The organism is Crossiella sp. CA-258035, from assembly GCF_030064675.1.
Classification (GTDB): domain Bacteria; phylum Actinomycetota; class Actinomycetes; order Mycobacteriales; family Pseudonocardiaceae; genus Crossiella.
Map to the genome: position 1 here is coordinate 2201544 of NZ_CP116413.1, position 24592 is coordinate 2226135.

Sequence of the window (24592 nt, forward strand, 5' to 3'; positions counted from 1 at the left end):
CCGTCGGCTCATGCCTTGTGGCTTTTTCTCGGAATCTGGAGTTCCAGCAGTGAGCAACATTCTCGAACTGCGCGGCGTGAACAAGAGCTTCGGCCCGGTGCACGTGCTGCACGACGTGGACCTGGTGGTCAAGGCCGGCGAGGTCACCGCTCTGGTCGGCGACAACGGCGCGGGCAAGTCCACGCTGGTCAAGTGCATCGCGGGGATCCACCCGACCGAGTCAGGCGAGATCCTGTTCAACGGCGGGCCGGTGACCATCGGCAGCCCCAGGGACGCCGCCGCGCTGGGCATCGAGGTCGTGTACCAGGACCTCGCGCTGTGCGACAACCTCGACATCGTGGACAACATGTTCCTCGGCCGGGAGAAGACCAACGGGCTCACCCTGGACGACGCGGCCATGGAGCAGGCGGCCCGCAAGGTGCTCGCCGACCTGTCCGTGCGCACGGTGAAGTCGGTGCGCACCCCGGTGGCCTCGCTCTCCGGCGGCCAGCGGCAGACGGTGGCGATCGCCAAGTCCGTGCTGTGGGACAGCAAGGTGGTGCTGCTCGACGAGCCGACCGCCGCGCTCGGCGTGGCCCAGACCCGCCAGGTCCTGGACCTGGTGCGCAGGCTCGCCGACAACGGGCTCGGCGTGGTGCTGATCAGCCACAACATGAACGACGTGTTCGAGGTCTCGGACACCGTGGCCGCGCTCTACCTGGGCCGGCTGGCCGCCCAGGTGCCGACCAAGAGCCTCAGCCACGCTCAGGCCGTGGAGCTGATCACCTCCGGTCGCACCGGTGACCTCGGCATCGCCAAGCCGGAAGCCGCCACGATCTAGCGATCTGGCCAGTCCGCCACCGACTCCTTCCCGCGCACCTCTTCCACCCGCAAGGAACTCCGGATGACCGAGACCCAGGCCGAGCCAGGCTCGACCTCGACCGCCGTCGCCGACTTCGGCATCGACAACACCCAGCGCAGCTTCGGCCAGGCCGTCGGCGACTACGGCGCCCGGCTGCGCGGGGGCCAGCTCGGCGTGCTGCCCGCGCTCGGCGGCCTCGCCGTGCTCTTCGTCTTCTTCGCCACCCAGTCCAGTGACTTCCTGACGCTGGGGAACCTTTCCAACCTGCTCGCCCAGGGCGCGGGCACCGTGGTCATCGGCATGGGCCTGGTGTTCGTGCTGCTGCTCGGCGAGATCGACCTCTCCGCGGGCACCGCCTCCGGGGTCACCGCGGCGATCTTCGCGCTGCACCTGTCCACCGGCGGCAACCTGCTCGGCAAGATGGGCCTCGCGGTCTTCCTGATCACCATCGCCGGGCTGCTGCTGGCCGCGGTGATGGCGGTGCTGACCAGGCTGTGGGTGGCCGCGATCCCCGCGGTGGTGGCCGCCGGGATCATGGTCCTCGGCGTGCCGGCCAACCCGTGGGTGGAGATCCTGCTCGCGATCTGCTTCGGCACCGCGATCGGCTGCCTCACCGGGTTCCTGGTCGCCCGCGTGGGCATCCCGTCCTTCGTGGTGACCCTGGCGCTGTTCCTGGCCTGGCAGGGCGTGGTGCTGCAGTACATCGGCGAGGGCGGCACCCTCGGCGTCGGCGACGGCGTGCTGTTCGAGGTGGCCAACGGCAACCTGTCCACCGGGCTGAGCTGGCTGCTGCTGGTGCTCGTCGCCGGTGGCTACGCCGCGGTCGTGCTGACCAGGCACTTCGGCAGGCTCAAGCGCAAGCTGGTGGCCCAGCCCACCTCGCTGGTGCTGGTCAAGGTCGGCGCGGTGGTCGTCTTCGGCGCGATCGGCACCTACCTGCTCACCCTCAACCGCAGCCTGAACGACTCGATCACCATCTCCGGCGTGCCCTACGTGGTCCCGATCGTGTTGTTCCTGCTGGTCCTGGGAACTTTTGTGCTCGACCGCACTCGTTATGGCAGGCACGTCTACGCCGTCGGCGGCAACGCCGAGGCCGCCCGCCGGGCCGGCATCGACGTGCGCAAGGTCAGGATGTCGGTCTTCGTGATCGCCTCCACCATCGCGGCGATCGGTGCGATCATCTACTCGTCGAAGGTCGGCTCGGTCGACCCGCAGGCCGGTGGCGGCAACACCCTGCTGTTCGCGGTCGGCGCCGCGGTCATCGGTGGCACCTCGCTGTTCGGTGGCAAGGGCCGGGTGCGCGACGCGGTCGTGGGTGGCGCGGTGATCGCGACCATCGAGAACGGTCTGCGGCTGCTCGGTGAGCCCGCCGCGGTGGTCTCGATCGTCACCGGTCTGGTGCTGCTGCTGGCGGCCAGCGTGGACGCGCTGTCCCGGCGGCGGGCGCCGGCGGGCGTGCGCTGAGCCGACGCTGATCGGACCGGGTTCGGCGGGGGCCGATGTCGTCCCCCGCGTGCGTCGAGCAGGGGAGTGACGTTGAGCAGCGCGCCCACCGCGGGCACCAGACCGGACGAGGTCCGCAGGCACAACCGGGCCGCGCTGCTCCGCAGGCTGCACGTGGACGGCCCGAGCACCCGCGCCGAACTGGCCACCGAGCTCGGGCTCAACCGCAGCACGATCAAGGCGCTGGTGGACGAGCTGACCGCGCTGGGCCTGGTCACCGAGCAGGTGCCCACCCAGCGCCAGGGCGCGGGCCGGCCCTCGCTGCTGGTGCTGCCGCAGGCACGGGCGGTGCCGGTGCTCGCGGTGGACGTGGGTGTGGAGCAGGTCACGGTGGCCGCGGTCGGCATCGGCGGCACCGTGCTCGGCGGCCGGAACTGGGCCCAGGCCAGGGGCAGCGGCGCGCCGGAGAAGGTGCTGGCCAGGGTGGCCGCGGCCTGCCGGGAGCTGGCCGCCGAGCTGGGCAGGCCACCGGTGCGCATCGGGGTCTCCGTGCCGGGCGTGGTGCGCCGCTCGGACGGCCTGGTGCACGAGGCGCCCAACCTGCACTGGAGCGCGGTGCCCTTCGGCCGGATGCTCTCCGCTGAGCTGCGGCTGCCGGTCCAGGTGGGCAACGACGCCGATCTGGGCGGGCTGGCCGAGCACGTGCGCGGCGCGGCCAGGGGCGCCGCGGACATGGTGTTCCTGTCCGCGGAGGTCGGCGTCGGCGGCGGGGTGATCGTCGGCGGCGCGCCGCTGCGCGGCACCGGCGGCTACGTCGGCGAGCTGGGGCACATGGTGGTCAACCCGCAGGGCCGGTCCTGCTACTGCGGCTGCCGGGGCTGCTGGGAGACCGAGATCGGCGAGGACGCGCTGTGCCGCGCGCTGAACCTCTCCGCGGGCGCCGCGCGCGCGGAGATCGTGGCGGAGCTGGCCTCACTGGCCGAGCGGCCCGAGGACGCCAGGCACCGGCTCGAGGGGTTCGCCGGCTGGCTCACCCTCGGTCTGACCAACGTGGTGAACGTGGTCGCGCCCGAGCTGGTGGTGCTGGGCGGACTGCTGGCTGTGCTGCCGCCCGTGGTGGTGACCGAGGTGGCCGAGACGGTGTCCCGGCGCAGCCTGGTCGGGCGGGCCTCGGGACGACTGCGCATGGTGACGTCCACGCTGGGCGCGGACGCCGCACTCGTCGGCGCGGCCGAACTGGCCTTCGAGCAGGTGTTCGCCAACGGCTGAACCAGCGGCCTCCGCTGATCCGGTGCCAGTCCCGCGCACCGCCGTCCGTCAACACCTGCTCGTTCATCGGCAACCCTGCTGTCGGCCGCCGTTGGCCCGTTGCGTGTTCGCTGAGAGCTGAAAAAGTTCCGAGATGTGTCACGGGCGGAGATCCCGGTCAAAGGATCTCCGCCCGTGGGGCTCGTCGGATCAGGGACTGTGCGCCGATCACCCTTCCTGGATGTTCGCCGCCAGCTCCTTCAGCTTCGTCTCGTGTTCCCTGGCGTGGTGACCGCAGAACAGGAGCTCGCCCCCGGACTGCAGAACGGCACGAACTCGAGCAGCGGCCCCGCAACGGTCGCAACGGTCGGCAGCGGTCAGCTCGGGGCGGGTGAGTGTTCCAGGCATGTGAATCTCCCTCCGTCCCGGCACCGGCTCATCCGGTGCCCGTTGTTGCCAGCGAAACTCCGAGGCGGTGGCTGCTGCCGCGGTGTCGCGCTGGTTCCACTCTATGCAGACGTCCGGCGGTTCGTCAGTGTTCCCGACCTCGTGGCGATGCCGGTCACGTCCGAACTACCCGGTTGTCGCAGGGTTGAACACTACGAGTGTCCATGGCCCGTTGTGAAGATCGCCCATCGACATCCAGATGCCTTATCAAGTTGCCGCCGTTCGTCCTCAATAACCGTGACATCGGGACAACTCGAGCCCAGGCTAGGGCTGACCTTGTGAAACTGCGGTGGTGTGCCCGTCGCTGTGGGTAACGGTGCTGGTCAGCGCTAGGGCAACCAGTGGGCAACGCCTGCCCTGATGCGGTTCGAAGTCCGTTGTGTGTCTGTTTTGTTGTATTCCTCTCGGGTATGTGCCCGGCATGTTCGATGGTTTTGAGTTGGAGCGGCTCCAGGTCGGCGGCGTGTCGTTGCGGGTCCGGCACGGCGGTTCGGGCCCGCCGCTGTTGTTGCTGCACGGCCATCCCCGGACGCACGCCACCTGGTACCGGGTCGCGCCGTTGCTGGCCGAACGGTTCACCGTGGTCTGCCCGGACCTGCGCGGCTACGGCGAGTCGGACAAACCGCCCAGCACGCCGGACCACGAGCCGTACAGCAAGCGCGCCCAGGCCCTGGACCAGCTCGGCCTGATGCGCCTGCTCGGCCACGACCGCTTCGCGGTGGCCGGGCACGACCGGGGCGGGTACGTGGCCACCAGGCTGGCGCTGGACCACCCCGAGGCGGTCTCCGCGCTGGCGGCGCTGGACGCGGTGCCGATCGGCGCGGCGCTGGCCCGGTGTGACGCCCGGTTCGCCGCCGCCTGGTGGCACTGGTTCTTCCTGGCCCAGCCGGAGCTGCCGGAGCGGGTGATCAACGCCGACCCGGACGCCTGGTACGGCGGCCGCTACGGCCCGGCGCACCGCCGGGAGCAGCTCGGCGAGGCCTGGCCGGACTACCAGCGCGCCATCCACGACCCGGCGACCGTGCACGCCATGTGCGAGGACTACCGGGCCGGCCTGGGCATCGACCGCGCGCACGACGAGGCCGACCGCGCGGCCGGCCGCCAGATCACCGCGCCGACCCTGGTGCTGTGGGCGGAGCAGGACGACCTGCTCACGCTCTACGACGGCGACGTGCTCGGCGTCTGGCGCGAGTGGGCGCGGGACGTGCGCGGCCACGGCATCGACTGCGGCCACCACATGAGCGAGGAGGCCCCGGCGGAGCTCGCCGATGCCCTGACCCGCTTCCTGGCCTGAACCTCGGCAGGGAGCCGCTCAGACCGCGACGGGCTGGCGCGCGATGCCGTTGGGCACCGGCATCATGGCCATCCGCACCGAGGGCTCCTCGGTCAGCGGCTGGTAGAAGGCGTGCAGGTCGGGCTGGGTGCGGATGGTCGAGTTGTGCGGCCACAGCGCCGAGTTCAGCCGGATGTCCACCCCCGCCGCGCCCACGGTGAAGCCGAGCCCGCGCAGGTGGGTCAGCCAGGCGTCGTTGCCCATCCGGCACTGCCCGAACACCCACTGGAACCCGGCGTTCCGGTAGTGCTTGACCATCCCGGTGAGCAGCCGCCCGACCAGCCCGTGCTGCACGGTCTCCGGCAGCACCGCGACCCCGTTCACCACGATGATCGAGCGCACCAGCAGCCGGTTGGCCTCCGCGGGCAGCCGCAGCCCGCCGATCAACCCGTGCGGCACCCCCGCCGCGGCCATCCCGACCAGCTTCTCCTCGTGCCGCCGGTCGGCTGCCACCAGCACCAGCCCGTGCGAGCCGTCGGTGCCGTCCGCGCGGTCGGCGTCCACCAAGGCCCGCAGCGCCTTCCCGGTCGCGGGATCCGAGACCAGAAGCCGCTCGACCTGGCGGCCCTCACCGGGGCGCGCGGGCCGGAGCCACACCGAACTACCGAGGGGGCGGTCACTCCGCCGAGTCTGAGTCTTCCGCTTCGTCACGCGGAGTACGGTACCGGTCACCACTCGTGCACCGCCGAGTGGGGGTACGGCTTGCGCCGTTCGCCCAAGTCATTCCCTAGGGGACAAATCCGGGACGCCTCGGGTCCCGCTCCCGAGCCACCCGAGCCCGCCGCTCGGCAGCCTGGAAGCAACAACCCAGCCCCGCCGAGGAGCGCCCGTGTCCTGCCGTGACTGCCGCACCTGCACCGATCCTGGCCTGGTCTGGCTGGTGAAGCGGCTGTTCATCACCGCCGCCTACCTGCTCACCCTCGGCCTGCTCTACCTGCTCAAGCACTTCCTGCGCCGCCACTGCCCGCAGTGCGGCCACATCCTGGCCAACCACCGCCGCCGTGCCGACGGCTCGTTCAAGGACTGAGCAACCGGGAACTGAGACCGGCACGGCGAAGGCCGCCGATCCCGTGGGGCGGGATCGGCGGCCTCCTGGCTTGTGCCGGGCAGGCCACGGTTGTGGCTCGGGGAGATGACGGTAGGCCGAAAGGGCTAACGAGAACCGGTGTTCGTCGTACGCACCTGACACAGAGTCGGGGCAGGCGAAGGAGAGCACCGTGAGCCAACCATTCGAGCCCGTGACCCCACCGGAACCGACTCGGCACCGACGTCGGATGTGGCCCTGGGTAGTCGGCGCCGCGGTGGTGCTGATCATCGGGATGGCCAACCGCGGCACTGACCGCCAGCAGGCGGAGAGCCCGGCCGCGGCGTCGAGCGCGACTCCGGCCGCCGCGACCGCCACCACCACGACTCCGCCGCCGACCACGGTCGAGCCAACCACTCCGCCGCCACCGCCGGAGGAGCCCAAGGTGCACCAGGGCAGGGGCGACAGCGTGATCAAGCTCGACCGGCGCAGGGCCATCGGAGTGGTGGCCTTCGAGTGCCCGAAGTGCACCGGGAACACCGTGGTCAAGTCCGACGGCGCCGAGTCGCTGCTGGTGAACGAGATCGGCGCGTACAGCGGCAAGCGCTGGATCGACATCAGGGAGAACAGCCGGACCACCACGCTGACGGTCCAGGCGAGGGGCGCCTGGAAGCTCACCGTGGGCGGGATCGGGCTTGGCCGGGTGGTGCCGGCGGGGGAGGCGGTCAGTGGCCGGGGCGACGACGTGCTGCTCGTCGGTGGGACGTCCGAGGTGGCGAAGGTGACGAACACCGGCGAGGGCAACTTCGCCGTCCACCATGCCTCGATGATCACCGCGAGGCTGGAGCTGCTGATCAACGAGATCGGTGGCTACGAGGGCACGGTGCCGTTCACCGGTTCGGCGCTGGTGCAGGTGACCTCGTCCGGGAAGTGGACGATCGCGCCGTCCTGACCGAAGGCCAGGGGCCCGCCCCGCGGTCGCGGAACGAGCCCCATCGACTCTCGCTCGGACTCAGTCCAGGTAGTCGCGCAGGACCTGGGACCGCGAGGGGTGCCGGAGCTTGGACATCGTCTTGGACTCGATCTGACGGATCCGCTCCCGGGTCACCCCGTAGACCTGGCCGATCTCATCCAGCGTGCGGGGCTGGCCGTCGGTGAGCCCGAACCGCAGCCGCACCACACCCGCCTCACGCTCGGACAGGGTGGCCAGCACCGACTGGAGCTGGTCCTGCAACAGCGTGAACGACACCGCGTCCACCGCGACGACGGCCTCGGAGTCCTCGATGAAGTCACCCAGCTGGGAGTCACCCTCATCGCCGATGGTCTGATCCAGCGAGATCGGTTCGCGGGCGTACTGCTGGATCTCCAGGACCTTCTCCGGCGTGATGTCCATTTCCTTGGCGAGCTCTTCGGGGGTGGGCTCGCGGCCGAGGTCCTGGAGCAGCTCACGCTGTATGCGGCCGAGCTTGTTGATCACTTCCACCATGTGCACCGGGATGCGGATGGTGCGGGCCTGGTCGGCCATGGCGCGGGTGATGGCCTGGCGGATCCACCACGTGGCGTAGGTGGAGAACTTGTAACCCTTGGTGTAGTCGAACTTCTCCACCGCGCGGATCAGACCCAGGTTGCCTTCCTGGATCAGGTCCAGGAACGCCATGCCACGACCGGTGTAGCGCTTGGCGAGGCTGACCACCAGGCGGAGGTTGGCCTCCAGCAGGTGGTTCTTGGCGCGCTCGCCGTCCCGGATGATCCAGCGCAGGTCGCGGCGCATCTGGGTGGAGAGCTGCTCGCCCTCCTCCTCGATCTGGCGGTAGCGCTCGGCGGCGTAGAGCCCGGCTTCGATGCGCTTGGCCAGGGCCACTTCCTCTTCGGCGTTGAGGAGGGCGACCTTGCCGATCTGCTTGAGGTAGGCGCGAACCGAGTCGGCCGAGGCGGTCAGCTCGGCGTCCTTGCGGGCCTGCCGCAGCGCCTCGGACTCCTCCTCGTCCCAGACGAAGTCACCCGACTTCTGCGGCTCCTCCGCGACCGGCTCCGGCTCGTCGACGACGAGGTCGGCCTCCAGGTCGATCTCTTCCTCGATGTCCTCCAGCACCGGCTCGTCGCCGTCGGCGGCCTTGGTGGCAACCGCCTTGGTCGCGCTGCCGGCCTTCGCGGCGGTCTTCTTCGCCGGTGCCTTGGCCGCGGTCTTGCCGGCGGCGGCCTTGGTGGTCCGGGCCGCGGGCTTCTTGGCGGCGGTCTTGGCCGCCGTCTTCGCCGGGGCCTTGCGGGCGGGGGTAGTCGCCTGCTCGTCGGCCTCCAGTGCGGGGGAAGGCCGGGTAGCGGTGTCTGCGGTGGCCACGTACGCCCTTTCGCGGGGTTCGTTCACTGGCAGACCAAGGGCGCGAACCTAGGCCGCCGGAAGTGTTCGGGGGAGTGCCCACGGCGCAGAGTGCCGCGGGCGCCCACCATTGTAACGACGACAGCGGTCCGGCCGTTGCGGGCCGGGACTGGGAAATCAGCCGTGCAGCCGGGCCGCGGCGCTGGCCGCGCCGACGATTCCGGCGTCGTTCTTCAGCGTCGCCGCGACCACCTCGGTGCGGGCTTCCAGCAGCGGCAGCCACTTGTGCGCCTTCTTGCTGACCCCGCCGCCCGCGATCACCAGGTCCGGCCACACCAGGTCCTCCAGCACCCGCAGGTACCGGGTCACCCGGGGCGCCCACTCCTCCCAGGACAGGTCCAGGTCCTCCTTGACCGAGGCCGCGGCCTGCTTCTCCGCGTCGTGCCCGTCGACCTCGAGGTGGCCGAACTCGGTGTTCGGGACCAGCTTGCCGTCCAGGAACACCGCGCTGCCGATACCGGTGCCGAAGGTCAGCAGGACCACCGTGCCGTCCTTGCCCGCGCCCGCGCCGAAGCGCATCTCGGCCAGCCCGGCCGCGTCGGCGTCGTTGAGCACGACCACCTCGGCGGCGGAGCGGCCCAGCTTCGAGGCGAACAGGGCGGCCGCGTCCGTGCCGATCCAACCGGGGTCGACGTTGGCGGCGCTGTGCGCGACGCCCCGCTTGACCACACAGGGCAGGGTGACACCGACCGGCCCCTCCCAGCCGAACTTCCCGACGATCTCCGCGACCACCTCGGCGACCGCTTCCGGCGTCGACGGCTGCGGGGTGGGGATGCGTAGCCGCTCGCCCTCGAGCACACCGGTTTCGAGGTCCACGACACAGCCCTTGATGCCGGAGCCGCCGATATCGACTCCGAACCCTCGGGTAGCGCTCATCCCCGTGGTCCTTCCTGCTCGATTCAGAAACGTGGTGCGCAGACCATAACGTTGATGTGGTCGTATGGTCCCGTGGGTCTGGCTGATGAGGTACCGACGTTGGTGGACGCGTCCCGTTTGCGCACTGTCGCGATCGAGGTGGCGAGCGAGGCCGGGGAACTGGTCGCGGCCATGAGAGGTGGTCAGCGCCGGTTCTCGGGCGCGGTGGACACCAAGAGCACGGCCACCGACGTGGTCACCGCCGCCGACCGCGCCGCCGAGGAACTGATCCGTTCCCGCCTGGCAGAACTGCGTCCCGAGGACGGGGTCCTGGGCGAGGAAGCCGGCGACGACGCGGCAGGCGCCAGGGTCCGCTGGGTGGTCGACCCCATCGACGGCACGGTGAACTACCTCTACGGCCTGCCGCAGTACGCGGTCTCGGTCGCCGCCGAGGTCGACGGCCTGGCCGTGGCCGCCGCCGTGGTCGAACCCGCCGCGGGCCGCGTGTGGAGCGCCGCCCGCGGCCAGGGCGCCACCCTGGACGGCGAGCCACTGCGCGCCTCGGCCACGACGGAGCTGTCGCTGACGTTGCTCGCGACGGGGTTCGCGTACCAGGTGGAGCGGCGGTCCCGGCAGGCCGACCTGGCCGCCCGGCTGGCTCGCGAGGTGCGGGATCTGCGGCGGAGTGGGTCGGCGGCGATTGATTTGTGTTCGGTGGCGGCGGGGTGGGTGGACGCGTATTTCGAGCATGGGCTTGGGCATTGGGACTGGGCGGGCGGTGGGTTGATCGCGGAGGAGGCTGGGGCGGTGGTGCGGCGGCCGAGCGGGTATGGGGTGAACTCGGCTGGGGTGAATCGGGCTGGGGCCAATTCGGCTGGGGCGGATCCGGTTGGGTCGAACCCGGCGGGGTCGGATCCGGCTGGAGCGGACCCACGCTTGTCTGACCCACGTTGGTCAGACCCGCGTGGGGCGAACCCGGACGGCTTGGGGGCTGACATCACGCTTGCTGTCGCGCCCGGTGTGGCGGCAGAACTGACAGAACTGCTGCGGCGGTCCGGGGCGTCAGAGGTGTGATTGGCCAACCACTCACTGTCAGTAGGCTGGCCGACCGGGCCGTTGAATCGTGAGTGGTAGGCCACTCAGTCATCGCAGCCTCTGCGGCGGGCTGCGGAAGAGTGATTGGTCGACCACTCACTGATGGTGGCCGGGGCGGGGTGGTGGTCGAGCGCCTGGAAGCGCCTGGTGACCGGAGAGTGTGGGCGGACGCGGAGTTTTGAATCGCGCAGCCCTGAACTGCTTGCAAGCCCTGGACCGCGCAGTCCTGAACCGCGCGCGGCCGTGAACCGCGCCGTGACCGTGAACCGTGCCCGGTCCTGAACGGCGCGGAGGCCTGAGCGGCGCGGGGGCTCGAACTGACGAAGCCCGAGGTCCTTTGAGTGAGTGGTCAACCACTCACTCCGGTGCGGGAAGTGGCTGAGTGGCGCACATTGCGCGGGGTGAATGGGTGGCTGAGCGGGTTGGCGACCGCATAGGCGGGATCAAGTCGGGCGCGGTGAGTTGTGAGTGGTTGACCACTCATTTGTTGCGAGGTGTGGCGACTGCGGCGTCGGCGATGGCGCTGGTGACTGCGGTGTCAGGCGGTCGCGGTGTCGTTGACTGCGCGTCAGGCTGCTGCGACGCCGGAGGCTGCGGTGCCAGGTACTGCCGACGGGTGTGACGGCCGCTTCCGGGACCTGCCGCGGCCGCGAACTGCTGCCGCCGAGCACTGGTGCCTCAGGGAACTACCGACTCCGAGAACTACCGCCGACGGTGATTGGCACGCCCAGTGACCATGGTGTCCAGCCACTCCCACGGCCGAGCAGATCCGGCACCCCGAGCGCTCCCAGTCAGCCAAGCATGAGTGGCAGACCACTCACACCCCGACGCCCGCCCGGAGAATTCCCGGACGGGCGTCAGTCGAGTGGCGATGCGCCAGGCGAGTTCTGAACCGGCCTAGCAGTGCACGTTGCGGGCCGCCGCCAGGAGTTCAGCGTCGAGCTGCGGCGGTGGGGGAGCGGCTTGCTGGCCGCCTCGTTCTGGTTGCTGGTCGGCCCACTCCTTGAGCTTTTCCAGGAGTTGGCGGGTGCTGGAGGAGGGCTTGATGCCGTCGAACTTCTTGCCCAGTACGACGTCCACAGTGGAGTCCTGGCGTTCGTCCCTGACCAGCTGCACGCACGGGGCCAGCAGGCTCAGGGTGCGGGCCGCGCCGGCGCCGTTGGGGCCGTAGCGGAGTTGGCCGTGGCAGGTGAGCTTGCTGTCGTAGACCGGGTCGTCGCTGGGTTCGCCCGCTTTGTTGAAGCCGAAGCCCATCAGTTCCTCGTTGACCAGCTTGCCCTGGCCGCGCAGGCCACCGCCGTTGAGCACGCGCAGCTTGACGTCCGCGGCCGGCCACGGATCCGTTTTGTCCAGCGCGTCCCTCGGCTGGGCCTGGCCCTCGTACGGCTTCTTGCCGGCCTCCACCGCGGGCGGTGGGTCGCAGCGGACCGCGGCCTCGGCGTCGCCCACGTTGCCGAAGACCTTGGTCCACACAAAAGTCGCTATCACGCCGAGCAGGACCAGGATGACCAGCGCCGGCAGCGGGCGTCGCCTCCGATAACGTCCGAGGCCCTGCCTCACGCTCCCCGCAGCCACGTCCTCCGCCCTCCCCGGCGTTGTCCGCCATCGCCTGTACACAACGTCGTCGATCAGCCTAGGCGGTAACGGCTCAGCATGCGTGACCAGATTCGTCTTCCTTTGTCGGCCGATGGGGTGCTGCTGACCACATCCACCGCGCTTCTGGGTGACCCAGTGAACGCACCGGACCGCGATGGGCTACCCTCTCGGCGCTCCGGCCCGCCGGTAAGCCGATTTACCTGATCGACTTCGCCAGGGGCGCCGGGTTCTCGAGAAGAGACGGCCGTCACTGGGGACGGCGGGCACAAATCGGTGCGCTGGAACGTTAACCAGCGGCACGAACCACCATCTTGAGTAAAACGCAGGGGTGACTACACGATGGCGACCGACTACGACGCACCGCGCCGTGGCGAGACCGACGACCTCGCCGAGGACTCGCTTGAAGAGCTCAAGGCGCGGCGCAACGAGACGCAGTCCGGGGTGGTCGACGTCGACACCGACGCGCCGGACGAGAACTTCGAGCTGCCCGGGGCCGACCTGTCCGGCGAGGAGCTGACCGTCAAGGTGCTCCCGAAGCAGGACGACGAGTTCACCTGCTCCCGCTGCTTCCTGCTGCACCACCGCAGCAGGCTGTCCAGGGAGAAGGACGGGCAGTACATCTGCCGCGACTGCGACTGAGCAGGGCTTCCGCGGCCAACGAGGTCAGGCACCAGCCTGGGGACGGCTGGTGTCCTGACCAAGGGGTCAACTGAACACCAAAGTGTTAACCGGCGCGCTTGGCCGCCTCGGCGCGCAGCAGCTCCGCGAGCTGCTCGGCTCGCCGGGTGCTGAACAGCCAGTACGGCGTGGGGTCCTCCGGGTCGGTCAGCTCGACCAGCACGGCGGGCCCGACCCAGCCCCGGTGCGCCACGAAGGCGGCCGGGTCCAGGTCCCGGCCCATCGCCGGGCGCTTCTCGTTGACGTCCAGCGCGGTGACCCTGCCGACGAACTCCAGCGGCAGGTGCGCCTCGCCCACCCACAGCTCGCCGCCCCTGACCTGCACCCGCTGCCTGCCCAGCCACAGCATGGTCACCACGACCAGCGGCACCAGCAGCAGGTAGGGCAGCCACGAGCGCACTCCCGGGTACCCCATGTGGATCTCCGCGGCCAGCAGCACCGCACCGGCCAGCGGCAGCGGCCAGCCCCACCACGGGACGTAGAGCCGCTCACTGAAGAGGACATCCCCGGTCGTATCGACCGCGCGCGCGTTCCTGCTCACGGGCACCAGGGTAATGTCGCCCGCCGTGCCCAGCGTTGAGGTGCTCCTGACCCGGCTCGATCCGGATGTGCCCGTACCGTCCTACGCCCGCCCCGGTGACGCGGGCGCCGATCTGGTGACCACCAGCGACCTGGTGCTGCCACCGGGAGAGCGCGCGGTGGTCGGCACCGGGGTCGCGATCGCCCTGCCCATCGGGTTCGCCGCCTTTGTGCACCCGAGGTCGGGGCTGGCGGCCAGAGCGGGGCTCAGCGTGGTGAACACACCTGGCACCATCGACGCGGGGTACCGCGGCGAGATCAAGATCTGTCTGGTCAACCACGACCTGCGCGAGCCGATCACGCTGCACCGCGGCGACCGGATCGCCCAGCTGGTCGTCCAGCGGGTGGAACAGGCCGAGTTCCGCGAGGTCGACGAGCTGCCGGAGTCCGTGCGCGGCGCGGGTGGCTACGGGTCGACCGGGGGAGCCGCGGTACTGGCCGGTCAGCGAGCCGGGCACAACGGCGGCTCGCCTGAAGTGACGGAGGTCTGAGGGGATGTTCGGGTTCGGGCGTCGCGGCAAGCGGCGCAAGGCGGCAGGCGAGCAGGGGCACGCCCTCGGCGCGGAGCAGGGCGGCGAGCACGACGGCCTGCCTGCCGAGGACGGCTTCGACGGGCCCTACGACGAGAAGGAGGCGCCTGCCGACCAGGTGTCCCGGCTCGACCTGGGCTCGGTCCGGCTGCCGGTGCCCGACGGCACCCAGCTCCAGGTCGAGGTGGCGCCGGAGGGCGAGGTGCAGGCCGTGCACCTGGTGACCCCGGTGGCCAGGCTCACCGTGAGCGCCTTCGCCGCCCCCCGATCGGGTGGGCTGTGGCAGGAGGTCAGCAAGGAGCTGGCCGAGCAGCTGCGCGGCGACGGTGCCAGGGTGGTGCTGGAGGGCGGCGACTGGGGCACCGAGCTGGTGGCCTCCTCGCCGGAGATGTCGCTGCGCTTCGTCGGAGTGGACGGGCCGCGCTGGATGCTGCGCGCGGTGGCCGCCTCCTCCACCGAGCAGTCCGCGGCCGCGGGTGCGGCGCTGCGCGAGATCGTGCGCGGCACCGTGGTGGTCCGGGGCGACCAGCCGATGCCGGTGCGCACCCCGCTGCCAGTGGAGCTGCCGGAGGCGATCGCCAAGCACCTCGCCCAGGAACAGGGCTAGCGAAAGCGCCAGGGCTAGAGAACAGCGCACCCGGGTTCGGCTCCGGACCCGGGTGTGATCTGGCCTGCTGTGCCCAAGCACACCCCCGCCGAGCAGCGGCGACAGACCGGGAACTTTGTCCCCTTCTGGGGCGTTCTAAACGGTGAAACCGCCGGTCAAGCCAGCTGGAGTAAAACCACCCCCAGATGGTTACTCTGGCGATAAACGGGGCCAATCCGAGGGCCCCTTTCGTATGGGGAGCGCCGGAATGAGTGGCAGCGGGGGCTACTGGCGGCGGATGGTCCGCAGGCTGACGAGTGACGTCAGCGAGCTGGACGCCGACGACCTGTCCCGAAAAGCCGAGGCACAGGGCGCCGTGAAGGCGTGCGACTGCCGATCCGGCGAGGAGGTCACCGTGCTGGGGCGGCTGCGCAGCGTCGAGCTGTGCCCGCGCGACGCGGTGGCGACCCTGGAAGCCGAGCTGTACGACGGCACCGAGGGAGTCACCCTGGTGTGGCTCGGCAGGCGCCGCATCCCCGGCATCGAGCCGGGACGCACGATCAAGGCGCGGGGGCGGATCGCCGTGCGGGACGGGCGTAAAGTGCTCTACAACCCGTACTACGAGCTGCAGACCACCTCCTGATCGTGAGCGTATGAGCGAACCCACCACTCCGCAGGCCGGTCAGTCCGCCGAGCTGGAGAAATCCGAGTCCCCGGCTGTCGAACCCGCCGAGGACGCCGTCGAACCCATGCCGACCATGTGGGAGCAGATGGGCGGCCTGGTCGGCTTCATCTCCGCCTCCGTGCCGGTCGCGGTGTTCGTCTTCGTCAACTGGGCCACCAGCATGTGGCCGGCCATCTGGAGCGCCCTGGGCGTGGCCGTGCTGATCGGCGTGTGGCGGCTGGTCCGCAAGGAGAAGATGATGCCCGCGATCTCGGGCGTGATGGGCGTCGGCATCGCCGCGTTCATCGCCTACCGGGTCGGCGAGGCCAAGGGCTTCTTCCTCTACGGCATCTGGGTCAGCCTGATCTTCGGCGGCCTGTTCCTGATCTCGCTGCTGGTGCGCTGGCCGCTGGTGGGCGTCATCTGGTCCGGGCTCAACGGCCACGGTTTCGGCTGGCGCGAGCACCCGAAGGCCCGCTTCGGCTACGACCTGGCCACCGTGTTCTGGACGCTGGTGTTCGCGGCCCGGTTCGTGGTGCAGAACTGGCTCTACGAGGGCGACCAGACCACGCTGCTGGGCATCACCCGCCTGGCCATGGGCTACCCGCTGACCGCGGTCGCGCTGCTGGTCACCGTCTGGGCGGTGCGCCGCGCCAAGCGCATCGAGGACGAGCACGCCTCGGCCCAGCCAGCCCCGGCCTGACCACAACGGCCAACACCCCGTACGACAACGGCCAACACGCGGTTCGACTTGCGTGTTGGCCGTTGTGGTCAGGTGAGCAGGGCTTGCTGGACCTCGTTCTCGACGTCGCTGGTGGCTACGAACAGGAGCTCGTCGCCGGCTTCCAGGGTGTCGTCGGGCTGCGGCACGATGACCCGGCCGCCGCGCAGGATGGTCACCAGGGCGGCGTCGCGGGGCAGGCGCAGGGCCTTGACCGCGCGGCCCGACAGCGGGGTGTCCTCGGGCAGGGTGACCTCGACCAGGTTGGCCTGGCCCTGGCGGAAGGTCAGCAGCCGGACCAGGTCGCCGACGGTGACCGCCTCCTCGACCATGGCGGCCAGCATGCGCGGGGTGGACACCGCCACGTCCACCCCCCACGCCTCGGTGAACAGCCACTCGTTGCGCGGGTCGTTGACCCTGGCCACCACCCGGCGCACCGCGAACTCGGTCTTGGCCAGCAGCGCCACCACCAGGTTGACCTTGTCGTCCCCGGTCGCGGCGATCACCACGTCGCACAGCTCCATGCCGGCCTCCTCCAGGGAGGACAGCTCGCAGGCGTCGGCGTGCACCCACTCGGCCTGCTCGACCGCGTGCGGGTCGAAGTGGTCGCGGTCCCGCTCGATCAGCATCACCTGGTGGTTGGAGTCCAGCAGCTCGCGGGCGATGGACCGGCCGACGGCCCCGGCCCCGGCGATGGCGACGCGCATCAGTTGTTCTCCTCGGGAGCCTGCGCCGCCGCGGCGCTCACGTCGGTGACGGTGCCGGACAGCGCGGCCACGTAGATCTGGTCACCGGACTGCACCACGGTGTCCCGGTCCGGCAGCACGCCGGTGCCGAAGCGCATCACGAAGGCCACCCTGGCGCCGACCGCCGCCTCGACCTCGCGCACGCCCCGGCCCACCCAGCCCTCGTGCAGCGGCAGCTGGAAGACCGCCACCGTGCCGGAGGGGTCGCGCCAGGCGGTGGCCACCCCGTCGGGCAGCAGCATCCGCAGGAACCGGTCGGTGGTCCAGGGCACGGTGGCCACGGTGGGGATGCCCAGCCGCTCGTACACCGCGGCCCGCTTGGGGTCGTAGATCCGGGCGACCACGTGCTCGACGCCGAAGGTCTCGCTGGCCACCCTGGCGGAGATGATGTTGGAGTTGTCGCCGTTGGAGACCGCGGCGAAGGCCCCGGCCCGCTCGATGCCGGCCTCGATCAGCACCTGCCGGTCGAAGCCGATGCCGACCACCTGCTGACCGTGGAAGTCCCCGCCCAGCCTGCGGAAGGACTGCACGTTCTTGTCCACGACCGCGACCGTGTGACCCAGCCGTTCCAGGCCCTTGGCCAGCGATGATCCGACTCGGCCGCAGCCCATGATGACCACGTGCACTAAGTTCCTCCTCCAAGCACGAACCGTGCACCCTCAACCTTCCCCCGTTCGGGGGATGGCCGCGACCTGTGTCCAGACATTTCCAACATACCGACGGCTGGCCAGCCCCGGTTCACGCGGTCCCTCTACGCTGCCCTCCGTGTCCAAGTTCGCCACCGCGGCCAAACGCCTCCTGGTGGGGCGGCCGTTCCGCAGTGACCGGCTCTCCCACACGCTGCTGCCCAAGCGCATCGCGCTGCCGGTGTTCGCCTCCGACGCGCTGTCCTCGGTGGCCTACGCGCCGGAGGAGATCTTCCTGGTGCTGTCCGTGGCCGGGATCTCGGGCTATGTGTTCGCGCCGTGGATCGGGGTCGCGGTCGCGGTGGTCATGATGACCGTCGTCTTCAGCTACCGGCAGAACGTGCACGCCTACCCCTCCGGCGGCGGCGACTACGAGATCGCCAACGCGAACCTGGGCCGCTACGGCGGTCTGACCGTGGGCAGCGCGCTGCTGGTGGACTACATCCTCACCGTGGCGGTGTCGATCTCCTCGGCGATGGCCAACATCGGCTCGCTGATCCCCTACGTGGCCGAGCACAAGGTGATCTTCGCGGTGGTGGCCATCGTGCTGCTCACCGCGGTCAACCTGCGCGGCATCCGGGAGTCCGGCAGCGCCTTCGCCATCCCGACCTACGCGTTCATGATCGGCATGATCCTGATGATCCTGTTCGGTCTGGTGCGCGGGTTCGTGCTGGACGAGCCGATGCGCGCGGAGAGCGCCGGGTTCACCCTGAACGCCGAGCACGACGAGCTGATGGGCCTGGCGCTGGCCATGATCGTGCTGCGCTCCTTCACCCAGGGCTGCGCCGCGCTGACCGGCGTGGAGGCGATCAGCAACGGGGTGCCCGCCTTCCGCAAGCCGAAGTCGCGCAACGCGGCCACCACGCTGCTGATGATGGGCCTGATCGCGGTGATCATGCTGATGGGCCTGGTCACGCTGGCCCAGCTGACCGGGGTCAAGATCGCCGAGCACCCGGCGACGCAGCTGGTCGGCGCGCCGGAGGGCTACCACCAGAAGACCATGGTGGTGCAGATCGCCAACGCGGTCTTCGACGGCTTCCCGGTGGGCGCGGTGTTCATCGCCGCGGTCACCGCGCTGATCCTGGTGCTGGCCGCGAACACCGCGTTCAACGGCTTCCCGGTGCTCGGCTCGATCCTGGCCCAGGACCGCTACCTGCCGCGCCAGCTGCACACCCGCGGCGACCGGCTGGCCTTCTCCAACGGCATCGTCTTCCTCGCCGGGTTCGCCATCCTGCTGGTCATCCTGTACGAGGCCGAGGTGGGCAGGCTGATCCCGCTCTACACGGTGGGCGTGTTCGTCTCCTTCACCCTCAGCCAGGCCGGCATGGTCCGGCACTGGAACCGGCTGCTGCGCGGCGAGCAGGACACCGCGATCGTCTCCCGGCTCAAGCGGTCCCGGCTGATCAGCGGTTTCGGCATGGTGATGACCGGCGTGGTGCTCATCGTGGTGCTGATCACCAAGTTCACCCTGGGCGCCTGGGTGGCGATCGCGGCGATGGGCGCGGTGTTCGCGCTGATGACCGGTATCCGCAGGCACTACGACCACGTGGCGCAGGAGCTGGAGGCGGCCGAGAGCGACCGCTCGCACACCCTGCCCGCGCGCAACCACGCGGTGGTGCTGGTCTCCAAGCTGCACATGCCGACCATGCGCGCGATCAGCTTCGCCAGGGCCACCCGGCCGGACGTGCTGGAGGCGGTCACGGTGAACGTGGACGACACCGACACCCGGCGGCTGGTCACCGAGTGGGAGCGGCAGGACCTGCCGGTGCCGCTGAAGGTGGTCGAGTCGCCCTACCGCGAGATCACCAAGCCGGTGCTGGACTACGTGAAGCGGATCCGCAGCACGAACCCGCGCGACGTGGTGACCGTGTTCATCCCGGAGTACGTGGTGGGCCGCTGGTGGGAGCACCTGCTGCACAACCAGAGCGCGCTGCGCCTGAAGGGCAGGCTGCTGTTCCAGCCGGGCGTCATGGTGGTCTCGGTGCCCTGGCAGCTGGTCTCCTCCCAGCGCAGGGTCAAGGAGGCGCCGGTGGTCACCCCCGGTGCGATCCGCCGTGGCTTCGACCCGGTGCACGCCGCACGCAAGGCCGCCGAAGAGCGGCGCAAGAAGGCCGAGAAGAAGGCGGAAACCAAGAAGTGAGTCAGGACCGCCTGGACTGGACCGGTCGCACGCTGGAAGTCGAGATCGGCCCGGTGGCGCACGGCGGCCACTGCGTCGCCCGGCACGAGGGCAGGGTGCTCTTCGTCCGGCACGCGCTGCCGGGGGAGAAGGCCCTGGTCCAGGTGACCGAGGACAACGGCGGCTCGTTCTGCCGGGCGGACGCGGTCACCGTGCACACCCCGTCGCCGGACCGGCTCACCCCGCCCTGCCCACTGGCCGCGCCCGGCGAGTGCGGCGGCTGCGACTGGCAACACGCCAGCCCCGCCGCCCAGCGCGCGCTCAAGGCCGCCGTGGTGATGGAGCAGCTCAAGCGGATCGCGGGCCTGGACCGGCAGGTCACGGTCGAGGAGCTGCCCGGCGGTCAGCTGGACTGGCGCACCCGGGTCCGCCTCGCGGTGGGCAGCGGCGGCCGGGCCGGCCTGCGCGCGCACCGCAGCCACCGGGTGATCCCGCTGCGGGACTGCCCGATCGCGGCACCCGGCGCGCTGGAGGGCGTGCTCAGCCGCAGCTGGAAGCCGGGTACCGAGCTGGAGGTGGCCAAGGACGGCGCGGGCCAGGTGCACGTGGCCGAGATCCGCAAGGACCGCCCGCCGCGGATCATGGCCGGCGACGGCCTGGCCCACGAACACGCCGCGGGCCGCGACTGGCGACTGGCCGCAGGCGGCTTCTGGCAGGTGCACCCCGCGGCCGCGGACACCTTCGCCGGGGTCGTCGAGGAGTGGGCCCAGGCGCCGGTGGGTGGCACGGCCTGGGACCTCTACGGCGGGGTCGGGCTGTTCGCCTCGGTGCTGGCCAGGCAGGTCGGGCCGACCGGCTCGGTGCTGGCGATCGAGTCCTCGAAGCGGGCCGTGGTGGACGGCACGGCGAACCTGGTGGACCTGCCGCAGGTGCGGTTGCGGGTCGGCCGGGTGGAGCGGCTGCTGGGGTCGGCGGAGCTGCGGGACGAGCGGCCGGACGTGGTGGTGCTGGACCCGCCGCGCAAGGGCGCGGGCAAGGACGTGGTGGCCGCGGTGGCGGCGGCCGGGCCGTCGCGGGTGGTGCACGTGGCGTGTGATCCGGCGGCGCTGGCGCGGGATGTCGGGTTGTTCCGGGGGCAGGGGTACGAGCTCCGGGAGCTGCGGGCGTTCGACGCGTTCCCGATGACTCATCACATGGAGTGCATCGCCTTGCTCACGCGGTGAACGCCGAGGCGGTCGGCGCACCGCCCTTGCCGTGCGGTCGTGGAGAGGGCATAGCTCTGCTCGCGCGTTGAAACCGTTGCCACGAAAGGGATCGATGTCGATCAGTGTCGTTCCCACACCTGGCCCGGATCTTGGCGCAAGATGGGGAGACCTCGCCGCCACGCGCCGATCTTGTGCTTGATAGGTTGCTCAACCGGCGCGCTACGCGGGGGCCGCCCGTGCGGGTATGCGATCCTGGGAGGTTTGGCCGGTGTCTGGCGACTCATTCGTCCACCTGCATGTGCACACCGAGTACTCCATGCTCGACGGGGCGGCCAAGATCGCTCCGTTGTTCGCGGAGGCGGCGCGGTTGGAGATGCCCGCGGTGGGCATGACCGACCACGGCAACATGTACGGCGGCGACGAGTTCTACCAGCAGGCCCGCAAGCACGGCATCAAGCCGATCATCGGCATCGAGGCCTACATCGCGCCGACCAGCCGGTTCCACAAGAAGCCGGTGTTCTGGGGCGACCCGGGCCAGCGTGGCGACGACATCTCCGGCGCCGGCGCCTACACGCACATGACCATGGTGGCCAAGAACTCCACCGGGGTGCGCAACCTGTTCCGGCTGTCCAGCCAGGCGTCCATGGAGGGCTACTACTACAAGCCCCGGATGGACCGGGAGATCATCGCGGAGAACGCCGAGGGGATCATCGCCACCACCGGCTGCCCCTCCGGCGAGGTGCAGACCCGGCTGCGGCTGGGGCACGAGGCCGAGGCGATCCAGGCCGCGGCGGACTACCGCGACATCTTCGGGGCGGAGAACTTCTTCCTCGAACTGATGGACCACGGGCTGTCCATCGAGCGGCGGGTGCGCGAGGGGCTGCTGGCGATCGGCAAGAAGCTCAACATCCCGCCGCTGGCCACCAACGACAGCCACTACGTCACCAAGGACCAGGCCGACGCGCACTCCGCGTTGCTGTGCGTGCAGTCCGGCAAGATGCTCTCCGACCCGAACCGGTTCAAGTTCGACGGCGACGGCTACTACCTGAAGTCGGCCGCGGAGATGCGCGAGCTGTGGGACGGCCAGGTCGAGGGCGCCTGCGACAACACGCTGCTGATCGCGGAGATGGTCGAGTCCTACGACGACGTGTGGGCGCACCGGGACCGGATGCCGGTCTTCCCGGTGCCCGAGGGCGAGACGCAGGAGTCCTTCCTCTTCAAGCAGGTCATGGAGGGGCTGCACCGCCGCTTCCCGGACGGCATTCCGGACGGCTACGTGGAGCGGGCCGAGTTCGAGCTGAACGTGATCGCGGGCAAGGGGTTCCCGGCCTACTTCCTGGTGGTCGGCGACCTGGTCTCCTACGCCAAGTCCGTGGGCATCCGGGTCGGGCCCGGCCGTGGCTCGGCCGCGGGCGCGCTGGTGGCCTACGCGCTGGGCATCACCAACATCGACCCGATCCCGCACGGCCTGCTGTTCGAGCGGTTCCTCAACCCCGAGCGCACCGCCATGCCCGACATCGACATCGACTTCGACGACCGCAGGCGCGGCGAGATGGTGCGCTACGCCACCGAGAAGTGGGGCAGCGACCGGGTCGCCCAGGTGATCACCTTCGGCACCATCAAGACCAAGGCCGCGATCAAGGACTCGGCGCGCGTGCACTACGGGCAGCCCGGGTTCGCCATCGCGGACAAGATCTCCAAGGCGCTGCCGCCGCCGATCATGGCCAAGGACATCCCGCTCTCCGGCATCGTCAACCCCAAGCACGAGCGCTACGGCGAGGCCGCCGAGGTCCGCACCCTGATCGAGAACGACCAGGACGTGGCCAAGATCTTCGAGACCGCGCGCGGCCTGGAGGGCCTGATCCGCAACGCCGGTGTGCACGCCTGCGCGGTGATCATGTCCTCCGAGCCGCTGATCGAGTCCATCCCGCTGTGGCGGCGCGACGACGGCTCGATCATCACCGGCTGGGACTACCCGTCGTGTGAGAACCTCGGCCTGCTGAAGATGGACTTCCTCGGCCTGCGCAACCTCACCGTCATGGGTGATGCCATCGACAACGTCAAGGCCAACCGCGGCCAGGACATCGACCTGGACACCCTCGCCCTCGACGACAAGACCACCTACGAGCTGCTCAGCCGCGGCGACACCCTCGGGGTGTTCCAGCTCGACGGCGGCCCCATGCGCGACCTGCTGCGCCGCATGCAGCCCAACGCCTTCGAGGACATCGTCGCGGTCGGCGCGCTGTACCGCCCCGGCCCGATGGGGATGAACGCGCACAACGACTACGCCGACCGCAAGAACAAGCGGCAAGAGGTCAAGCCGATCCACCCGGAGCTGGAGGAACCGCTGCGGGAGATCCTCTCCGAGACCTACGGCCTGATCGTCTACCAAGAGCAGATCATGTTCATCGCGCAGAAGGTCGCGGGCTATTCGATGGGCCGCGCGGATGTGCTGCGCAAGGCGATGGGCAAGAAGAAGCAGGAGGTCCTGGAAAAGGAGTTCGAGGGCTTCCACGCCGGAATGCAGGCCAACGGCTTCTCCGACGAGGCGGTCAAAGCGCTCTGGGACACGATTCTCCCGTTCGCCGGCTACGCGTTCAACAAGTCGCACGCGGCCGCCTACGGCCTGGTCTCCTACTGGACCGCCTACCTCAAGGCGAACTACCGCGCCGAGTACATGGCCGCGCTGCTCACCTCGGTCGGTGACAACAAGGACAAGTCCGCGGTCTACCTCTCCGAGTGCCGCCGACTGGGCATCAAGGTGCTGCCGCCGGATGTCAACGAGTCCGCGCTGCGCTTCTCCGCGGTCGGCACCGACATCCGCTTCGGCCTCGGCGCGATCCGCAACGTCGGCGCCAACGTGGTCGAGTCGATCATCGTCACCAGGGAGAAGAAGGGGAAGTACGCCTCCTTCACCGACTTCCTGGACAAGTCCGAGCTGGTCTGCTGCAACAAGCGGGTCATCGAGTCGCTGATCAAGGCGGGCGCGTTCGACTCCTTCGACAACACCCGGCTGGCCCTCATGCAGGTGCACGAGGAAGCCGTGGACGCCGTGGTCGGCCTCAAGCGCCAGGAGGCGATGGGCCAGTTCGACCTCTTCGGCGGCGGTGACGACAGCGAGGCGGGCGAGGACTCCTCCCCGCTGGCGCACCTGAAGTTCGGCGCCGAGGAGTGGCCGCGCAAGCAGATGCTCAGCTTCGAGCGGGAGATGCTCGGCCTCTACGTCTCCGCGCACCCACTGGACGGCGCCGAGCGGATCCTGCGCAAGAACGCGCAGAAGACCATCGCCGAGCTGCTCAACGACCCGCCCCGGGAGGGCGAGGTGGTCATCGCCGGGATGATCTCCGGCCTGGAGCGGCGGGTGAACAAGAACGGCGAGCCGTGGGCCATCGCCACGGTGGAGGACCTGGACGCCTCCATCGAGGTGCTGTTCTTCCCGAAGAGCTACAGCGTGCTGTCGGCCGACCTGGTCGAGGACGCCGCGGTGGCGATCAAGGGCAGGGTGAACTGGCGCGAGGACAAGATGTCCATCTTCGGCGGCGGGGTGATCCCGCTGGACATCGCCGACGCGGAGAACAACCCCGGCATGGACCCGCCGTTCGTGCTGGCCTGCAACCCGGAGAAGCTGAACGAGGAAGTCCTGCTGGAGCTCAAGCGGACGCTGTCCATGCACAAGGGCGACACCCCGGTGCACCTCAAGCTGATGTTCCGGCGCGAGGCCGTGATGATGGCGGTGGACGACTACCCGATCAAGCTCACCCCGGCGTTCATGGGCGAGATCAAGGCCCTGCCGGGTATCGCGGTCAGCGCTTAGCCGGA

At 70.0% G+C, this 24592-nt stretch carries 23 protein-coding genes; 15 read left to right on the top strand and 8 right to left on the bottom strand.

What is annotated here, in order from left to right:
• The first annotated feature begins 10 nt into the window (after positions 1-10).
• The 3 genes from N8J89_RS10650 to N8J89_RS10660 all read left to right on the top strand — a co-directional run bounded on the left by N8J89_RS10650 (position 11) and on the right by N8J89_RS10660 (position 3553).
• On the top strand, positions 11-820 hold the full coding sequence (locus N8J89_RS10650) for an ATP-binding cassette domain-containing protein (protein WP_502868437.1): 810 nt from the start codon (positions 11-13) through the stop codon (positions 818-820).
• A gap of 63 nt (positions 821-883) precedes the next feature.
• Entirely contained in the window at positions 884-2305 is a 1422-nt protein-coding gene (locus N8J89_RS10655; protein WP_283664165.1) for a sugar ABC transporter permease, read from the top strand.
• Between the two features lie 72 nt (positions 2306-2377).
• Positions 2378-3553, top strand: a complete 1176-nt coding sequence (locus N8J89_RS10660) for an ROK family transcriptional regulator (RefSeq protein ID WP_283664166.1) — start codon at positions 2378-2380, stop codon at positions 3551-3553.
• Positions 3554-3760: 207 nt separating this feature from the next.
• Here the strand turns inward: N8J89_RS10660 and N8J89_RS10665 are convergent, their stop codons facing one another.
• On the bottom strand, positions 3761-3940 hold the full coding sequence (locus N8J89_RS10665) for a DUF7455 domain-containing protein (protein WP_246492521.1): 180 nt from the start codon (positions 3938-3940) through the stop codon (positions 3761-3763).
• A gap of 460 nt (positions 3941-4400) precedes the next feature.
• Between N8J89_RS10665 and N8J89_RS10670 the strand changes: the two genes are divergently transcribed.
• Positions 4401-5273 carry an alpha/beta fold hydrolase gene (locus N8J89_RS10670; protein WP_283664167.1) on the top strand — a complete coding sequence of 291 codons (873 nt, stop codon included), beginning with the start codon at positions 4401-4403 and terminating at the stop codon, positions 5271-5273.
• A gap of 18 nt (positions 5274-5291) precedes the next feature.
• Here the strand turns inward: N8J89_RS10670 and N8J89_RS10675 are convergent, their stop codons facing one another.
• Positions 5292-5963 (bottom strand): hypothetical protein, encoded by a 672-nt coding sequence (locus N8J89_RS10675; protein ID WP_283664168.1) that lies wholly within the window; start codon positions 5961-5963, stop codon positions 5292-5294.
• Positions 5964-6141: 178 nt separating this feature from the next.
• Here N8J89_RS10675 and N8J89_RS10680 point away from each other — a divergent pair, with 178 nt between their 5' ends.
• Entirely contained in the window at positions 6142-6339 is a 198-nt protein-coding gene (locus tag N8J89_RS10680) for a hypothetical protein (RefSeq protein WP_252479086.1), read from the top strand.
• A gap of 247 nt (positions 6340-6586) precedes the next feature.
• Positions 6587-7288: a hypothetical protein gene (locus N8J89_RS10685; protein WP_283664169.1), complete on the top strand. Its 702-nt coding sequence runs from the start codon at positions 6587-6589 to the stop codon at positions 7286-7288.
• A gap of 60 nt (positions 7289-7348) precedes the next feature.
• Here N8J89_RS10685 and N8J89_RS10690 read toward each other — a convergent pair whose 3' ends face one another.
• Together N8J89_RS10690 and ppgK are read right to left on the bottom strand one after the other, a co-directional pair.
• Positions 7349-8674, bottom strand: coding sequence for an RNA polymerase sigma factor (locus N8J89_RS10690; RefSeq protein WP_283664170.1), 1326 nt, complete (start codon positions 8672-8674; stop codon positions 7349-7351).
• 156 nt (positions 8675-8830) lie between these two features.
• Positions 8831-9589: a polyphosphate--glucose phosphotransferase gene (ppgK, locus tag N8J89_RS10695; RefSeq protein WP_283664171.1), complete on the bottom strand. Its 759-nt coding sequence runs from the start codon at positions 9587-9589 to the stop codon at positions 8831-8833.
• 72 nt (positions 9590-9661) lie between these two features.
• On the opposite strand from ppgK, the gene N8J89_RS10700 reads away from it, so the two are divergent.
• Complete coding sequence (locus N8J89_RS10700; protein ID WP_283664172.1) at positions 9662-10642, top strand: inositol monophosphatase family protein; 981 nt, start codon at positions 9662-9664, stop codon at positions 10640-10642.
• A 918-nt stretch (positions 10643-11560) separates the two neighbouring features.
• Here the strand turns inward: N8J89_RS10700 and cei are convergent.
• A complete protein-coding gene (gene cei, locus N8J89_RS10705) occupies positions 11561-12280 on the bottom strand; it encodes an envelope integrity protein Cei (RefSeq protein WP_502868438.1) in 720 nt (239 codons plus the stop codon).
• Positions 12281-12598: 318 nt separating this feature from the next.
• On the opposite strand from cei, the gene N8J89_RS10710 reads away from it, so the two are divergent.
• Positions 12599-12898 (top strand): DUF4193 domain-containing protein, encoded by a 300-nt coding sequence (locus tag N8J89_RS10710; protein ID WP_086788161.1) that lies wholly within the window; start codon positions 12599-12601, stop codon positions 12896-12898.
• An 85-nt stretch (positions 12899-12983) separates the two neighbouring features.
• Here N8J89_RS10710 and N8J89_RS10715 read toward each other — a convergent pair whose 3' ends face one another.
• Positions 12984-13478: a DUF3093 domain-containing protein gene (locus tag N8J89_RS10715; protein ID WP_283664174.1), complete on the bottom strand. Its 495-nt coding sequence runs from the start codon at positions 13476-13478 to the stop codon at positions 12984-12986.
• 25 nt (positions 13479-13503) lie between these two features.
• Here N8J89_RS10715 and dut point away from each other — a divergent pair, with 25 nt between their 5' ends.
• The 4 genes from dut to N8J89_RS10735 all read left to right on the top strand — a co-directional run bounded on the left by dut (position 13504) and on the right by N8J89_RS10735 (position 15999).
• Entirely contained in the window at positions 13504-14007 is a 504-nt protein-coding gene (gene dut / locus N8J89_RS10720) for a dUTP diphosphatase (protein ID WP_283664175.1), read from the top strand.
• A gap of 4 nt (positions 14008-14011) precedes the next feature.
• Positions 14012-14653, top strand: coding sequence for a DUF3710 domain-containing protein (locus tag N8J89_RS10725; RefSeq protein WP_283664176.1), 642 nt, complete (start codon positions 14012-14014; stop codon positions 14651-14653).
• A 247-nt stretch (positions 14654-14900) separates the two neighbouring features.
• Positions 14901-15275 (top strand): OB-fold nucleic acid binding domain-containing protein, encoded by a 375-nt coding sequence (locus tag N8J89_RS10730; protein WP_449727130.1) that lies wholly within the window; start codon positions 14901-14903, stop codon positions 15273-15275.
• Between the two features lie 10 nt (positions 15276-15285).
• On the top strand, positions 15286-15999 hold the full coding sequence (locus N8J89_RS10735; protein ID WP_283664178.1) for a DUF3159 domain-containing protein: 714 nt from the start codon (positions 15286-15288) through the stop codon (positions 15997-15999).
• Positions 16000-16067: 68 nt separating this feature from the next.
• On the opposite strand, the gene N8J89_RS10740 is transcribed toward N8J89_RS10735, so the two are convergent.
• Both N8J89_RS10740 and N8J89_RS10745 read right to left on the bottom strand, forming a co-directional pair.
• Positions 16068-16724 carry a potassium channel family protein gene (locus tag N8J89_RS10740; protein ID WP_283664179.1) on the bottom strand — a complete coding sequence of 219 codons (657 nt, stop codon included), beginning with the start codon at positions 16722-16724 and terminating at the stop codon, positions 16068-16070.
• Positions 16724-17389, bottom strand: coding sequence for a potassium channel family protein (locus tag N8J89_RS10745; protein ID WP_283664180.1), 666 nt, complete (start codon positions 17387-17389; stop codon positions 16724-16726). The genes N8J89_RS10740 and N8J89_RS10745 overlap by 1 nt, the downstream gene beginning before the upstream one ends.
• 139 nt (positions 17390-17528) lie before the next feature.
• Here N8J89_RS10745 and N8J89_RS10750 point away from each other — a divergent pair, with 139 nt between their 5' ends.
• From N8J89_RS10750 to dnaE, 3 genes are all read left to right on the top strand, one after another.
• Entirely contained in the window at positions 17529-19589 is a 2061-nt protein-coding gene (locus tag N8J89_RS10750; RefSeq protein WP_283664181.1) for an APC family permease, read from the top strand.
• A complete protein-coding gene (locus N8J89_RS10755; protein ID WP_283664182.1) occupies positions 19586-20791 on the top strand; it encodes a class I SAM-dependent RNA methyltransferase in 1206 nt (401 codons plus the stop codon). Before N8J89_RS10750 ends, N8J89_RS10755 begins: the two co-directional genes overlap by 4 nt.
• 250 nt (positions 20792-21041) lie before the next feature.
• Positions 21042-24587, top strand: a complete 3546-nt coding sequence (gene dnaE, locus N8J89_RS10760; RefSeq protein WP_283664183.1) for a DNA polymerase III subunit alpha — start codon at positions 21042-21044, stop codon at positions 24585-24587.
• Positions 24588-24592 lie beyond the last annotated feature (5 nt).